This window comes from Desulfuromonas sp. AOP6 (genome assembly GCF_009731355.2).
GTDB lineage: Bacteria > Desulfobacterota > Desulfuromonadia > Desulfuromonadales > SZUA-540 > SZUA-540.
In genome coordinates this window covers 1,781,147-1,796,590 of the sequence record NZ_AP022810.1, presented here as the reverse complement: position 1 = coordinate 1,796,590, position 15,444 = coordinate 1,781,147, and the positions used below count along the sequence as shown (strand labels likewise).

The window sequence follows — 15,444 nt, the reverse complement described above, 5'->3', positions numbered from 1 at the left end:
ACCATGCCAGGGCCCGTTTGTTTAAGGAGTTCCCTGCGGGTGACATTTCTGGCAGAACGATCCCTGGGCGCTGCCGAATTCGAGCGCGATATCCCGACCGTAATAGCTGTTGCTGACATCGCTGGCGGTGGCGCCGCTGTCGCCGATGGCCGGGTGTGAGTTGGCCAGCAGTTCGGTGGTAAAATCCCAGCGGCCTGCATACATGAAAGCCGAAGCGTGGGCGCGGTGGCAGGTCAGGCACATGACGTTGGAGGTGGCGTCGGGCCCCTGGGTGCCGGTCGGGTCAAGCAGGGCCGCGTTGGTGGTCCCTCTTTCGAAGGGGACGAACTGCAGGTAGGCCGTGGCCGCCGTGCCGCTGAGGTCGCCGGTACGGATATAACTGTTATAGTTGGCCGCGATATCCGCTTCCAGGCGGGCATCCTGCCCGATCGGATGAGCGAAGGTGCCACTGCCAACCTGATGGGCGTTGGACACCATGGAGCCGTGACAGTTGGCGCACCACTCGCTCATCCCCGCACCGTAGTCGACATGGGAAGCGTCTGACTCGGCGAAGGGACGCAAGGGGTTTTGTCGGGCCACCGGAGCATCATATGTGTAGGCATAGCCGTTGATGACATAGTCGGAGCCGCCAAGCAGGCGGTAGGTGCCGGCACGGGTGCCGGCCGCCGGCGTCTCCCCGTAGGAACCGGAGACGGCAATGGGGCCGGTGCTGGTGCGCAGGCCGCCGCCATGGGGATCATGGCAGCTGATGCAGGTCAGCGCCGCGGCGGGGTAGCTTCCTCCGGGCGCATTGACCTTGTTGGGGTCGGCCGTCAGGCCGAAGTCATTGGCCACGATGTTGTGACCGTGACGGGCGGCGGGGCTGGTGCCGCCCGACCAATTGAAACTTTTGGTGACCCAGTAAAAATCGCCACCGGGCGTGAGGGCGCTGCCGTCGAAGCTGTAGACAGAAGTGGAGGTGGGGCCCCCGGCGCCGGCATGGCAGTTCAGGCAGAGGGAACTGGCATCGGAAGCGCGCAGCAGCCAGGAGCCGGGCGTCAGCGACATGCCATTTTCCGAGTGGTGCATGCTGTGGCAGCCGTTGCACGAACCGGCACCACCTGTATGAAAGGCGGCGGTCGCCTCAACCGGAAAAGCAGCGAGGAGCAGGGTGATCATGGCGGCCAGAGATGTCAGTATGGGCTGGGACATGGTACCCACCGAGAGAAGCACAGCTGTCAGATGAAGAAGTCGCTGTTCATGGAGCAGGGATTGTGCATCGAAAAAGAGGGCTGGCGACCCGAAAACCGCCAGCCCTTATAAGTATTACAGAGAAACCAGGTTATGCCATGGTATGCCGGTTTTTAATCCTGTACGTGACACTTGTTGCACAGGGAACGCTGATAGTGACCGTAACCGTTGGTGAAAGGAGTGCCGGCTGGATCAAATACCGCCACATCCAAATCGACACCATGCTTGTAGTATGGTTTGGCTGCTGCAGTAGGCAGAAGCGCAGCGGCATTGGGGGTGCCGGAAGCATCTGCGCCATCCAGAATAGTCCAGCTTTCAGCGATGAAGGCTTCGGTCATGTCCCAGCGCAAGGCGTTGGAGAAGGCCGAGGCATGGGCGCGGTGGCAGGAGAGACACATGACCTGGGAACTGCCATCGACACCAACACCAGCCGTAAGGGCATCAGTCGGATCGGGCAGGTCAGCAGAAGAAGTGGTCACGCCGCGCTCGAATGGCACCAGGGGATCGTAGGCATTGGCGACGGTGCCGGTGTAGTTCCCGGTAGCGACATAACTGTTGTAGACGGTCGGTACGGCGACGTCGGTCGGGTGCATGCCACTAGAAGCCGATTGGCTGTAGAAGGCGCCGTGGCAATTGGCGCACCAGCCGGACATGCCGCTGCCGTACTGGGTGGATTTGCCGTCATAGCTGTTGGCGCGAGCGATAGGCGCGTCTTCGGAGAAGCCGACCTTGTTGCTGTCATAGAGGATGCGGTAGTTGCCGGCGATGGTACCTGCCGGAGGTACGTCACCATAGGAACCGGAAACGGAGATGGGCGCGGCGCCGCCGATGGTGCCACCCTGGGCCTGACCATGGGGGTCATGACAGCTGGTGCAGGTGAGGTTGGCGGCCAGATAGGAACCACCGGGAGCCGCAGTCAGATTGGCGTCAGCGGCGATGCCGTAGTCGGCGGCGATGGTGTTGTGGCCGGCGTTGTTGAAATCAAAGGTTACGGGATTTTTACGGACAATATAGGTATAACCATTGTCCTTGACCCAGTGGAAGTCGCCGCCCTCGTTGGTGTTGCTGCCGTCGGCGCTGCTTATTTTGTAGAGACCGGCGCCATTGTGGCAGTTGAGGCAGGTGGAGCTGGCATCGGAGCCTTTTTGCAGGGCCGGTCCGTTGCTGGCGCCGCCGTGCATGGAGTGACAGCCGTCGCAGTGGGCGACGCCGCCGTCATGGAAGGCCAGAGCCAACCCGCTGAAAGCAAATGTAAACAGAATGGCAGTGCAAATAACAAATAACTTCTTCATTTTTGATCCTCCTGAAAATCTTTTGATTTGGTCCGAACAGCCCAGCCATCCCCTTCACCCGAAGTGGATCTGTGACTTTGTGTCCCCACCTCGCGATGGGTTTACCTTTTTCGGAGGATAGTGGATAACCGCCCCCTGGCGGGTATCCGTGGTGTTGCGGGTATTACCTTTTAGTCTTCACCTCCTTTCGGCAAGGGGTCGTGGCAGGACCCCGAAATGGGTGGCAACCAGAACCGTCAGTTCGTGTCAAAGTGAACCTTGTAGACACTGACTCCGAGGTTGGCTGCCTGAGACACATACACCGTGCCGTTTTGGCTGTTGATCGCGATATCGTCAGGAACGATGAGGTTCTGCGGTGCGGCCCCGCGATATCCGAACTCGGTCAAAAACTGAAAGTCCTTATCGAAGACCAGCACCACGCAGCGCAGGCGGTCCGATACGTAAATGTTTCCGGAAGGGTCCGTCTCGATACCCGAGACAACCCCGAATTTGCCCACGGCCCCGCCGGCCACGCCGAACTGATCCAGTTGGCCATCCGCACTGTAGCGAAAGGCTGAGAAGAGAGTAGCGGCGGTGAAATAGATCTCCTCATTGCTCCCCACCGCGAAGCCGTTCATTTCAGCACTGCTTAATGCTTTCAGGTCGTCCTGCAGCTTGCGCTCCTGTGAAGGGCGTAGATCTTTTTGATGCAGTCCAGCCCTGATTTGCTCTTCGAGGACAGCGCGCAGGTCGTAGTGATTCAAATATTTTCCATCGAGGGAGAGAACGAGCACCTTCATGGCTTCACCGTCAGCCAGAAAAAGCTTGTCCTGCTGCAGGGCCATGAATTCAGCGCGGAAGCCCCGAACCGCTTCAGGCAGGTCGCTGGGGACGATTTCCTTTAAAGGTGTGCCCTTATAGTCGAGGTGCAGAACGCGGTTTGTATGAAGCACGTAAATGTCGCCGTTCTGACCCGAGGCGATATCGAGGGCGGAAGACAGCCCCAGCTCTTCACCGAAGCCGAAGATCTGCATGGCCTCCTGGTTGTAGATTTGAATGATCGCATCTCCGCGATTGAGCGCGTAGACCTCGCCTAGTTCGGAATTGACCGCTACTCTAGCCAGCAGGGAAGGAACCTCGCCACTGAAGTCGGAGAGTTTATACATGTAGGTGGCCTTGGTCTCGCCGAAGGCACCAGCTGGGGAGAGTAAAAAAGCCATGGCAACCATTCCCACAAGGAGGCACAGCGTAGGTGCCGTTGATGTGATCCTTGTGTGGTTGATACCGTGACCCATGGTCGCCTCACCCGTTCGTTATTTGCCCATGCCCAATTTGGTTTTCCTTCTAATGAGCATAAAAAATGCCAATTGACAGGTGAAGTACTAAAGATTGATCCCTATGGATTATTGAATGATGCGGATAGGGTGGGGCCTGGGGGGGTAATAAATATTTAGTAGCCAGCTAGGAATTTTTTTGGGGGAGAAGAGTTTAGGCTCCAGGAATTAACTATGGTTAATTTTCAAGGGGTTAGGGATATGTTAAATGCCAGATCCTGCTATGGCATTTAACCTGAAGTAGGGGTTTTCACCCACCTCGTCTGGGGATCTGAATAGGGTGAAAGCTTCTTAATGTTAGGGGGTTAAGAAGACTGCAATGTGAAACGAACAGGCAGACGAACTTCGGCTTCGATAGGGTGGCGGCCTTGCCGTGCCGGACGGAACCGCCAACCTTTGACCGCTTTGACGGCGGCGCGATCGAGCAGGGTGTATCCTGAGGATTCTTCAATACGGACATGGATAACGCGGCCGTTTCTGCTGACCCTGGCGCGCAGTACGACTTCTCCCTGCCAGCCTCTCTCTCTGGCAAGGCGAGGGTAGTTTGGGGGAGGATTGTCGGCATAAAGTGGGGCCGCTTCAACAAGTGCGTTGGCCGGTGCCGAGGCGGACTCTGCTGATGTCTTTTCTGGCAACGGTCTTGGGTTTTGCGGCGTCGTTTCAGTGGTAGAGGGTTTTGACCTTGCTGGCTCATCTGCAGGTTCGGCAATGCTGACTTCGTGTGAGGAAAGAAACTCGGCTTTCTTTTCAGTTGGCTGGTAAACAGGTTGCTGGGGGATCTCTTTCGGTGGCGAGGGCAGCGTGGCAGGTTTGGGATCCTGCTGCTTCTCGAATGGTTTGGGGAGAGGATCGGTTTTGGATAGCTCCCGTGGCACTTCAGATGAGGGTTGCGGATGGGTAACGACCGCAGTCGGGAGTGTCTGAAAGGCTACCTGAAGATGGTCCTGCCTGAACTGCACCTGCGTATCGGAGCCCGGGATGAACAGCAGAGCGGCGTGAACGGCCAGGGATATCCCCCCCCAGAATATCAGGGTCATTTTGCTCATGCATTCCCTCGGGCCTGGTCAAGGACCAACAGAGTTTAAAGATTCAACGCGAAATCAAACAGATCCGCCGCAAACCTTATACGATGGATTGCCTTTGCAGGTCAAGATTCGCTCTTTGCGGGACACTGTTAATGGGAGTGAAAATATGAAGGATAAATAATGGGGCATGTCGCCGGAAAAACTTTATGTGAATTCTTCAATCGTATACGATAAACCCTTGATTTATATCTTTTAAAAGATTTTAAATGAATTTTTCACAAGTATGGGGGCATGGTTGTTGTGAGGGTTCTGAAAGCGTCGGTTTCCTTATGTTTTGGTCTGTTTTGTCTACTGGTTGTTGGTGTCTCAGCGCTTTGGGCGGAAGCGGACGAGAAGAGTTTCGCATCAGGAGAGAATATTTCTGAGCTGGCCCGCGTAACCGTGGTCGGGGTGGCCGAGGTGCCGGTTGAGGCGGGCACGACGACTCTGAACAGTGATCTTCTGGAGAACCTTCCCTCCGGCGATGGCACCTTGACGGAACAACTGCGTATCCTGCCCGGTATCCAGTACAGTGAAGAAGCCAATTCGTCCCTTACGGGTGGCGAAATTGTTCCTCCCAAAATCTCCATCTCCGGCGGGCGACCTTACGACAATAATTTTCAGATTGATGGTCTCGGCAACAACAGCCTGCTTGATCCTGAGTTTTCTTCAACGGACAATTTGACCAACATCGCTGGGCATTCCCAGGAACTTTTCCTGTCTCCCCGTTTGCTTGAATCTGTCACCGTGCATCGCAGCAATGTCTCGGCTCGCTATGGCGGTTTTACCGGTGGCGTGGTGGAAGCCGACACCCGCAATCCAGCCAAAGAATTTGGCGGCAATCTCTATTATCGCACCACCCGGTCTGCCTGGACCGAATTTCACCTGGATCCCGCCAGTGTCGAAGAGTTCACCCAATCCACTTCGGAAGAGATGCAGCCGCGTTTTGCCAAGCACGAAGGGGGCTTTTCCCTCGATCTGCCGATCAATCAGCGCATGGGGCTCCTGGTTGCTTATCAGCAGGCCTACTCATCAATCAACCTGACCAACCTGACCGAAGATAAAAAACAATATCGCAAAAACGAAAATTTCTTTATCAAGTATGCTCTGGAGATCTCACCCGAAACCAGATTATCTCTCACGGCGACTCATGCCCCCTATGCGGCTGATTATTTTCTGGAAAATACAAAGAACAGTGATTATTCCATAAAAGGAGGTGGCTCAGGGTTTTCTGGCGCCATTGAAACGGCATTTCCTGGCGGCTGGCTTGAGGTGAATCTCGGCTATCGCAATAGTAAAAACGCGCGTTCAGCGCCCCCTAATTATTTTATGTGGGCGATCACCCAGCCGACTAAAGATTGGGGAACGCTTGTCAATGATAAGTTTTTCAGTAAAGAGGGGGGCTTCGGTTCAATTGAAAATAAAATGCAAACCTGGGAGGGCAATGCCCACATCAATTTAGATCCTGTTCGTATCTGGGGTTTCACCCACAAGGTCGGCTCTGGTCTGGGTTTTATAAATAATAGGGCGGAGTTTGACCGGCCCTTTACGACCACACATTATCTTCCCTTTGCCTTTGTTTCAAGCGAGGTGGTCTGTCCGGATGGCCAAATCGATTGTGTCGATGGCGAACAATTCTTCTATAAAAAAAGGGTATACGAACAGGACCATACCGAGGCCACATTAAACCAGGTATTTTGGTACGGCGAAGACGAAATCGAATTCGGGAAGATCGTCTTCCGCCCCGGGTTACATATTTCCTATAATGATTATTTGGAAAATTGGGATGCGGGTCATCGACTGCTATTGAAGGTGGACGCGTTGGGGCAGGGCAAGACCCTGCTCTTTGGCGGGATAAACCGTTATTACGGTCAAACCTTTTTGTCCCACAAACTGGCGGCAGGCAAAAAACCCCTGCAAAGCTGGACTCGCAGTACAGTACTGGATGAAAATCTTAATCCGCAGGAATGGGAATTACAGCCGCCTACAGTTATATCGGGTACCCGGGTTTCAGACTTGGACACGCCCTATGTTGATGAATGGACGGTTGGGTTCGATCAGGCTGTTTTGGGTGGACGGCTCTTAGGGGAATACCTGGAACGTAAAGGAAGGGATTTGTTGGCAATTACATCCAGCCCCAAGGATGAGAACAATTACCAATACATTGAATGGAACAACAACGGTCGCAGCTTTCACCAGGAAGCAAGCCTGACTTGGGAGCGCTGGTGGGGCAAGGATTACGTGAATTTCAATGTGACCTGGCAGGACAGTGTATCGAGCAATGACAGCTATACGGATCGTTTGGAAGACGATGATGCCTACGAGAAGGTTCTGTACAACGGCGATGTTATTTTTGACTGGGAATTGCCCCGGGAAGACTTCAACCGTCCCTGGGTAGGCAACCTGACCCTGGTGAAGACCCTGCCCGCCGGTTTTACCTTCACCAACGTCACCAAGTATCGCAGCGGTTATGTGGGGCTAAAAGATGTGGATTTGCCTGAATGGGCGCCAGAAGAAAACATTGCGGACGCCTACGAAGACGTCAACCGCCCAAGTTCCACCATCTTTGACTGGAAAATAAGCTGGCAGACCGCCGTATCTGATCAGCAGACCCTGGTGTTTAATCTGGAAGCTTACAACGTGTTCGATAAAAAAGTCTATGTGGCCGATGCCGGGGATGAATACGAGCTGGGACGCCAGATTTGGGCGGGAATCGAGTATCTTTTCTAGGGGATGGAAAGATTGGCCCTGATGACAGGAGGCACCGAAGTCATCCCGGTCAATTCGATGCCTCCGTGCAATTCGGAGAAAGATCCACGGTTGTAACCGCGCAGAGTGTAACGGCCTTCTTTGCCTGGGTGCGGTAAGGTAAGCACTGCGGTGTTGTCATTGATAATCCGCACCTTAAGGGGGGAGACGGGAAGCTGAGTCTTGACCAGACCCGTTTGCACGCTCATGAAAAAACCCTCTTCCTGTCGGATGACCCCATTCTTAGGGTTGCCTGGCAGGCCTATGGTGCCGATACTGATGGGATTGTGGGGGTCGGAGACATCCAGAACCTGAACGCCAACTTTTGTATCGGCCAGGTAGGCTTTCTGGTTTTTTACCGTTACCCACTTGGCAAAACCCCTGGTATTGAAGGTGCTGACGATACGAGGGGTTTCGTGGCGGGAAATATCTACCACCATCATGCCTTCCGGGCCGTTGGCCACATAGGCAAATGAGCCTTCCAGCGCGACATCCATGGCAAAGGAAAATTCCCGCCGGGGCCAGGGGAGCTTGACGGAGGAAACGACCCGTGGATTCAAACGATCGCCCACATCGACAATCAGCAGGCCTTCCTGACTGTCGGCTATAAACGCGAGGTCATCGCGAACAGCAATGGCAGAGGCCTGCCCCGGTGTGGGGATGCTGCTGACCATACTGATATTCTCCGTATCCGACACGTCCAGAATCAGCAGACCCTTCCCCTTATCAACAAGGTAAAGCCAGTGACCATCCAAGGTCAGACCTGAGGGAGTCTCCAACGAAAGGGAGATGTTTCCTTTTACCTGCATGTGTTCGGGGTCGCTGATATCAACCACCGATATTCCTCCATTTTTGTAGAGAAGGTAGGCGAGTTCGCCAGTGGCAACAATTCTGGAGTAATACCTGAAGGATGTGATGTAAGGTAATAATTTAACACCCGTTTTTTCGTGGATACCGAAAGGCTGGATCCCCCACGTGATATCCCCTAGAAAGAGAGTTTTGTTGTCACTGGCCAGGCAACCTGAAATGTGCGAGGTGGCGTCGATAGTCAGACGTGATACCTCCTCGAAATGGGAATCCAGTTCCAGGGCTAGTATGTGTCCGTTTCCATCCAGGTTTTCACCAGCGGCGTAGATATTTGGCCAATGCACGGCAACAGCCAGAGCTTGATCCTTGAAACCTGTTGGTAATGATTTTAGAAGGCGGGGGTTTTCCGGTTGGCTCATGTCGATAATCTGCAGGCCTGCTGGCCCGTCTGCAAGGAAAAGCGTGTTTTCGAAAAGAGCCATTTTCATGGCAGTTCCCGGTGTTTTGAGTGTGGTTATGTGTTTGGGACGATGGGGTTGAGAGATATCCATGATGTGAAGGCCGCTGGACTCGGCCGTAACATAGAGGTACCCCTCAGTAAAGATGAGGTCTCGGATATTCCCCGGAATATGTACGGTGGCAATGATTTTCGGTAAAATTGGGTTGCTGATATCAAGCATGCGCAGGCCGTCATCATCAACACCAACTGCGACCAACCCAGGACGGGCGGCGACAGCCGTGGCGGTTCCAAGCGCGAGGGGCGGGCCAATCGGCAAAGGGGCTTGGGGATCCGTAACGTCCACCAGCAGCAGGCCGGCGGTGCCATCAGCCACACAGAGTGTGTGACCCGTCAGCGCCAGGGACTGAGCCTCTCCCGTCGTCAACAGGCCCCCGATCTTCTTCAGAGCCCCTGGGTTGGCGGCATCGTAGATGTGGATCCCGTAGTTCGGATCGGCGGCGTAAAGCGTTTCGTTTTTATGCAACAGGTCGCGGACAGACGTAACGGGAATGTTCACGTGGGGTAGATTGCCGATGCGTTCAAAGGGGGAATGAGGTTGGGGGGAAAACATCTCAAGGATGTTCTCTTGATTGCTGAAGAGCAGATTTTCTCTTTGCTCGGCACCCACACTTACAAACCCGTTTCTGGCAGGATAAACATCGAACGGACGCGACATCACCCCATCAATATCCAGGATCTGAATGCCCTCATGGGAATCAGCCACAAAAGCTGTGCGACCTGCAATCTGCATCTGACGTGCGGTGCCCGGTGTGTCCAAAATCCCCATAAAACTGGGCTTCCATGGGTCGCTCACATCATAAATTTTCAGACCGTTTATCCCAGTGCACAAAAAAGCTTGATGGCCGACCACACGGACGCCGAGAGCAGATCCCCCGGTGTCGGTGCTGCTGAGCCACTGAGGGGTGTCCGGATTGGAAACATCAACGATATGAAGGCCAGAGGTGCTTCCGGCGATAAAGATTCTCCCTTCGGCGTAGTCCAGGTCAAAGCACTTCCCCGGCGCTTCGAGGGAACGAAGAAGAGTGGGGTTGGCAGGATCGGCAATGTCAATAATATGCAGATACTCCCTGGTGTCAGCGATGTAGGCATAGTGATCGTTTATGACGACATCGTAGGCATGACCGGGAAGATCGAGCTTTGAAAGCAGGCGGGGAGGGCGAGAATTGTGAATGTCGAAGAAGTGCAGCCCCTCTTTGCCACTAGCGACAATCGCCAGGTTCGGAGTTGTGGCAATGCCGAAGGTTGGTCCCGGCAGATGGACAACATCCAGCGGGATGATCCGGGTCGGATCCTTGATGTCGAATAACTGTAATCCACCCTTCCCGGCAGAGACATAGGCGATATCCCCGACAAGGGAAAGGTCCCAGGCCGAAGGGTTGTCTCCCGTAAGGGGAGCGGCTCCCAAGGGCCGCAAATTTGAGGGATTGCTGATATCGAAGCTCTGCAGCCCCTGCCTGCCGACCGCCACAAATGCGGTGCTGCCCCGGACGATTAGGGCGTTGGCCGGTCCCCAGGTGGAGGCCGACCCGATAATGGCGCCTCTGTTGCTGTAATCCGGATAAAACGAGAAGCGGGTATCGCGGTCGAAACCACTGCCCTTCAGGGTTACCTGGAGGACTTCGGCGCCCTCGGGTACGTCGGTGAGAATGGCTTCGTCGAGTTGGATCGATGAGGTTTCTTTATGGTCGAGTGCCTGTATCGCCAGAACAAGAGGAGCCATCAGAAGAACGCAGATCGCCAGGGATGCAAAAATCAATTTGGATGTTTTGGCCATGGCGCTGAAACTCCGGATAACTTAGGAAAGACATTGGGCGATTCGAACGGCATAGATGATCAACTCTGAGGACCGGCGAACGCTCCTTTTTTGGCGTACTCCCCGGTCCCGGGCAGCCATCGGCCGAGAACCTCCAGCAGCTGTGCCTGGCGGAAGGGCTTGGCGAGGTAATCGTCCATGCCGGCTTCCTTGCAGCGATCGATATTTTCAATCTGGGCGTCGGCGGTCAGGGCGATAATCGGCGTTTTGATATCCATGGCTCGCAGGTGTCTGGTCGCCGTATACCCATCCATAATCGGCATCTGACAATCCATGAGGACAAGACTGAAGTCCTGGTCGATAAGGGTTTGAATAGCGGTTTCGCCGTTGGGGACGATGGTGACCTCGTAGCCCAGTTTGTTCAGAATGATCTGGATCAGGCGTTGGGTTGCCGGTGTATCTTCGGCCAATAAAATATGGCCCAGTGATTCCCCTGGTGTTTCCTCCAGGGGCGCCAAGGGTGACGGCTGTGCCATTGGCAGGCTGTGAATCGACGTCCTGCTGTGGAGGACGTCATCGATGACCTGTGCCAGGATGGCAAGTTTTACGGGCTTGGGAATGATCGCCTGGAAGCTGGTCATCCAGCTGTTATCTTGCAGGCAGGGGCTGACGGGAGGGCAAAGTAAAAGCGCCTTGCTTGATTTTAAGGCCACCTGCCGGCGCAGGATGCTCATCTGTTCAAGGGTTCCCTCGGCGTTTGTTCGGGAACAGCACCCCATGATGGCCAAAGTGTAGGGATGCCCCATGAGAGCACGTTTGGCAGAAAGCGTTTTGGCTTCCGATTGGGTGGCGGCCAGGTCCACCTCACAGTCCAACCCCTGAAGATAGTGAGCCAGCACACGGCGCTGGGTCTCGTTGGCTTCGATAACGAGAATCGTCGTCCTGTCGGGCAGGTGCGGTAGTGCCGCCCTGGATAGCTCTGGCTTGTGGGCTTCTATTGCGAAATCGATGGCAAAGGAAAAAGTCGAGCCCTGATTGGGGGTGCTGTCCAGCATGATCTCACCACCCATCATGACGACCAGTTGCCTGGAAATCGCCAGACCCAGCCCGGTGCCGCCGTAGTGGCGACTGGTGCTGTTGTCTGCCTGCGAAAAGGAATCGAAGATTCGTGCTCTGACGGCCTCGTCGACACCTATCCCCGTGTCGCGAACGCTGAAACGAATGGTGGTTTTGTCGTCGCTGCGCTTTTCCTCTTCGAGTTCGACCAACACTTCGCCGCGCTCGGTAAATTTGACGGCATTGCCGATGAGGTTGAAAAGAACCTGACGCAGTCTGGTCGGGTCGCCGATAATCCTTTGCGGAAGTGTCGTCGGAATGAAGCTGACCAGTTCCACCCCTTTGGAGTAGGCCTTCTCGGTGAATAATTCTACTGCTTCTTCGACGGCGTCCCTCACACTGAATTCAATGGTTTCCAGTTCCAGTTTGCCAGCCTCGATCTTGGAAAAATCGAGAATATCGTTGAGGATGGCCAAGAGCGTTTCGCCCGAATGATGGACGGTTTGAGCCAGGCTCCTCTGGTTGGCATCCAGAGGCGTGCCCAGAAGCAGGTCGGTCATCCCCAAAACGCCAATCATAGGTGTTCTGATTTCGTGACTCATGTTGGCAAGAAAACGCGATTTGGCCTGGTTGGCGTTATCCGCCAGGTCCTTGGCTGCCTGCAGTTCGGCGGTGCGTTGCTGTACCTGATTCTCCAGCTCGGCCTGGTGTTTTTCCAACTCTGCATTGCGCTGTTGAAGTTGCTTCAGGAGATGGTTGAAGCCGGCGTCGAGCAGTTTGAGTTCGTCTTTTTTTCGGGGGCCAGCAGGAAGAGGTCCATCCTGAAATTCGGAGGCCGACTGCATTCTTCCCACCAAATCCAGAACGGGCTGGGAAATGTAAGACTGCAGACGGGAGGCTATAAAATAGGCGGACAGGATAGACAGGGCCATTACGCCGATGCCGGCGATGGCGAACCAGAGCAGACGGCTGTAGAGAGGGTCGAGGTCGGCGAGCAGGTAGACCATGCCGATGCGCGTATTATCATGTATGACGGGAGAGAAGACAGAGAGAGAGTTGGAAGAGAAGAAATGGTGATCCTTGCCCGTTTCGATAGCGTTTTGCAGTCGCTGGGTGTGCTGAGGCGAGTTCTCGGTGAAACTGAGAAATTTAAGACTCTCACGATTTTTGACGAACTGAGCGACGGGGCGATTTTTTTGGTCGAAAATATAGGCTTCACGGAGGTTGGCTTCAGCGCGGAGGGAGGCCAGGATTTCATCCAGAAGGCGGTGTTCCTGATAGCTCAAAGGCATGCGCGCATTGGCGGCAATGATTTCGGCGACGGAAGAAACATTGGCGACAAGGGCCCGCCGGTAGGATACAATTTCCGTGACCATAAAGGAGATCGTGGCCAGCAGAAGAACGACCCCGGCTGTGGCCATCATGATCGCGGTGAGTTTTTTCTGGATGCTCATGCTCCGAAAAAACGTCATAGAAGATCTTTCAACGTAAACATGGAGGCTATTATACAGTTTGAATGGCTGAAAAAGAGTTTGCGAGCCCAGTATTAAAAACATGGGTATACTATCAGGGCGTTCTTTTAATGCCAAGCCTTTTTAATGTCTTCCCAAAGGCGCTATTCTGGCTGAAACCGCATGAAATACAGAGGAAAGTTATATGCCTGCACATGATGATCACCGACCCGTTCTGGTAACAGGGGGGACAGGCTACATTGGCAGCCGACTGGTACCCCGCCTGCTGAAAGCAGGTCACCGCGTGCGGGTGCTGGCTCGGTCTTCCCAGAAGATATTGCAACGCTCATGGGGGCACCATCCCCATCTCGATGTTGTCGAAGGCGATGTGCTCAATCTGTCTGATATGAAGCGTGCCCTGTCGGGGTGTCGAGCCGCCTATTACCTTGTTCATTCGATGAATCCGAAAGTCAAAAGCTTTGGCTCGGCCGACCGTATGGCAGCAGAAAATATGGTGGAAGCTTCGCTTTTGGCCGGGGTGCAGCAGATCATCTACCTGGGGGGGCTGGGTGAAGAATCTGCGGATCTCAGCCAGCATCTTGTTTCCCGGCATGAGGTTGCCACTATACTGCAGCGAGGCAGTGTACCCGTGACGGTGCTGCGTGCCGCCATGGTTATTGGCTCAGGCAGCGCTTCTTTTGAAATTTTACGCTATCTGGTGGATCGACTGCCGATCATGATCACCCCTCGCTGGATCGATACGCCCTGTCAGCCTATCGCGATCAGAAATGTCCTGACCTACCTCATAGGCGTCCTGGACAATCCGCAGGCACTCGATAAGACCTTTGATATTGGACAGCCCGAGGTGGTGACCTACCGGCGCCTGATGGAAATCTACGCGGAAGAGGCCGGCCTGAAAAAGCGTATTGTCCTGCCTGTTCCTGTTCTTACTCCACGGCTCAGCTCCTACTGGATTCATCTGGTGACACCGGTGCCTGCCGCCCTGGCGCGTCCGCTGGCTGAGGGATTGCGCAATCCCGTGATCTGCCGCAATGATGATATACGCACCATCGTGCCGCAGCCACTCTTTGATTGCCGTGAGGCGATTCGTCTGGCTCTGGAACGCGTGAAGCAACAGACGGTGGAAAGTTCATGGCGGGAAGCCGGCGATATGCCCCCCGCAGAATGGAGCGATCCGGGAGATCCCCAGTGGGCAGGAGGGACCTTATATGAAGACAGCTGGCGTGTCTTGATAGAGGGAAACCCCGAAAATATATGGCCGTTCATCAGTCGCATTGGCGGCTCCACAGGCTGGTACTATGCCAACTGGCTGTGGTGGCTGCGCGGTATCATCGATCGCCTGGCGGGTGGTGTCGGCCTGAGTCGAGGCCGCCGCAGTGGCGAAGAAATCCTGCCGGGTGATGTCATTGATTTCTGGCGCGTGCAGCGTGTAGATCCAGGCCGCTCTCTGCTGCTGGTGGCGGAGATGAAACTTCCCGGTGAAGCTGTTCTTGAGTTTTCGTTGAAGGCAGTGGGGGAAGGGAAGGTCGAACTCCGACAGACGGCCCGATTTTTGCCCCGGGGCATGTGGGGGATAGTCTACTGGTATCTGGTCCATCCGTTCCATGTGCCTGTATTCAAAGGGATGCTTCGTGGCATGGTCGAAAGCTCAGGGCTCCCTCTGCTGGAGGGCCCTGCGCGTCCCTGATATTCCATGAAAAAAGCAGGGTGGGATCGGTAGTTTTTTAGGAATTAATCTTAATTAGCCATTGACAGACAACCAGAACCTGCTTAAATTATGGCAGTTCCATGTTGCCAAAAATTCTAAAGGAGGAATGACATGAACAAGTTCAAAATGGCATTGGGCGCAGCAGGACTGGGAATGCTTCTCATGACTGGCTGCTCCGCACAACTCTCTCAGGCTGACAAAGACATGATCAACGAGGCACTGCAGGCCAGCAAGTCGGCTTCTCAGTCGGCTCAAACCGCTGAAGCTGCTGCTACCCGCGCTGAGTCCGCTGCTGCTAAGGCTGACGCTGCTGCTGCACGGGCCGAGTCCGCTGCTAATGCTGCTCAGACCAGCGCCGATCAGGCTAAGGACAGCGCTGATAAGGCCATGAAAGCCTTCGAAATGGGTCTTAAAAAGTAATTCGGTTTTAAAGAATGAGTAATTGAAAAGCGGAGGTCCGTTGCGAACGGGTCTCCGCTTT

General features: G+C 54.6%; 9 protein-coding genes and 1 riboswitch. Of the genes, 3 read left to right on the top strand and 6 right to left on the bottom strand.

Annotated elements, in window-relative coordinates; translation table 11 throughout:
* Positions 1 to 21: 21 nt before the first annotated feature.
* The 4 genes from AOP6_RS08425 to AOP6_RS08410 all read right to left on the bottom strand — a co-directional run bounded on the left by AOP6_RS08425 (position 22) and on the right by AOP6_RS08410 (position 4,881).
* Complete coding sequence (locus AOP6_RS08425) at positions 22 to 1,191, bottom strand: cytochrome c3 family protein (protein WP_155876307.1); 1,170 nt, start codon at positions 1,189 to 1,191, stop codon at positions 22 to 24.
* 152 nt (positions 1,192 to 1,343) lie between these two features.
* Positions 1,344 to 2,522 carry a hypothetical protein gene (locus tag AOP6_RS08420; protein ID WP_155876306.1) on the bottom strand — a complete coding sequence of 393 codons (1,179 nt, stop codon included), beginning with the start codon at positions 2,520 to 2,522 and terminating at the stop codon, positions 1,344 to 1,346.
* Between the two features lie 32 nt (positions 2,523 to 2,554).
* A riboswitch (cyclic di-GMP riboswitch) is annotated at positions 2,555 to 2,638 on the bottom strand.
* Between the two features lie 120 nt (positions 2,639 to 2,758).
* The gene (locus AOP6_RS08415) at positions 2,759 to 3,721 is read right to left on the bottom strand and encodes a hypothetical protein (protein ID WP_155876305.1); all 963 of its coding nucleotides are present in this window, start codon (positions 3,719 to 3,721) and stop codon (positions 2,759 to 2,761) included.
* Between the two features lie 419 nt (positions 3,722 to 4,140).
* On the bottom strand, positions 4,141 to 4,881 hold the full coding sequence (locus tag AOP6_RS08410) for an energy transducer TonB (RefSeq protein WP_155876304.1): 741 nt from the start codon (positions 4,879 to 4,881) through the stop codon (positions 4,141 to 4,143).
* 279 nt (positions 4,882 to 5,160) lie between these two features.
* On the opposite strand from AOP6_RS08410, the gene AOP6_RS08405 reads away from it, so the two are divergent.
* The gene (locus AOP6_RS08405) at positions 5,161 to 7,629 is read left to right on the top strand and encodes a TonB-dependent receptor plug domain-containing protein (RefSeq protein WP_213194524.1); all 2,469 of its coding nucleotides are present in this window, start codon (positions 5,161 to 5,163) and stop codon (positions 7,627 to 7,629) included.
* Here the strand turns inward: AOP6_RS08405 and AOP6_RS08400 are convergent.
* Positions 7,626 to 10,748 carry a hypothetical protein gene (locus tag AOP6_RS08400; protein ID WP_155876302.1) on the bottom strand — a complete coding sequence of 1,041 codons (3,123 nt, stop codon included), beginning with the start codon at positions 10,746 to 10,748 and terminating at the stop codon, positions 7,626 to 7,628. The two genes, AOP6_RS08405 and AOP6_RS08400, sit on opposite strands and share 4 nt — an antisense overlap.
* Before the next feature lie 59 nt (positions 10,749 to 10,807).
* Entirely contained in the window at positions 10,808 to 13,255 is a 2,448-nt protein-coding gene (locus tag AOP6_RS08395) for an ATP-binding protein (protein ID WP_213194523.1), read from the bottom strand.
* 184 nt (positions 13,256 to 13,439) lie between these two features.
* Here AOP6_RS08395 and AOP6_RS08390 point away from each other — a divergent pair, with 184 nt between their 5' ends.
* Together AOP6_RS08390 and AOP6_RS08385 are read left to right on the top strand one after the other, a co-directional pair.
* Positions 13,440 to 14,942, top strand: coding sequence for an SDR family oxidoreductase (locus AOP6_RS08390; protein WP_155876300.1), 1,503 nt, complete (start codon positions 13,440 to 13,442; stop codon positions 14,940 to 14,942).
* Positions 14,943 to 15,074: 132 nt separating this feature from the next.
* On the top strand, positions 15,075 to 15,383 hold the full coding sequence (locus AOP6_RS08385) for a hypothetical protein (RefSeq protein WP_155876299.1): 309 nt from the start codon (positions 15,075 to 15,077) through the stop codon (positions 15,381 to 15,383).
* The last annotated feature ends 61 nt before the right edge of the window (positions 15,384 to 15,444 follow it).

Bases quoted from the DNA above. Each gene is read 5' to 3' on its own strand.
- AOP6_RS08420 (WP_155876306.1), bottom strand. From the start codon at position 2,522: ATGAAGAAGTTATTTGTTATTTGCACTGCCATTCTGTTTACATTTGCT.
- AOP6_RS08385 (WP_155876299.1), top strand. From the start codon at position 15,075: ATGAACAAGTTCAAAATGGCATTGGGCGCAGCAGGACTGGGAATGCTT.
- AOP6_RS08390 (WP_155876300.1), top strand. From the start codon at position 13,440: ATGCCTGCACATGATGATCACCGACCCGTTCTGGTAACAGGGGGGACA.
- AOP6_RS08395 (WP_213194523.1), bottom strand. From the start codon at position 13,255: ATGACGTTTTTTCGGAGCATGAGCATCCAGAAAAAACTCACCGCGATC.
- AOP6_RS08425 (WP_155876307.1), bottom strand. From the start codon at position 1,191: ATGTCCCAGCCCATACTGACATCTCTGGCCGCCATGATCACCCTGCTC.
- AOP6_RS08410 (WP_155876304.1), bottom strand. From the start codon at position 4,881: ATGAGCAAAATGACCCTGATATTCTGGGGGGGGATATCCCTGGCCGTT.
- AOP6_RS08400 (WP_155876302.1), bottom strand. From the start codon at position 10,748: ATGGCCAAAACATCCAAATTGATTTTTGCATCCCTGGCGATCTGCGTT.
- AOP6_RS08415 (WP_155876305.1), bottom strand. From the start codon at position 3,721: ATGGCTTTTTTACTCTCCCCAGCTGGTGCCTTCGGCGAGACCAAGGCC.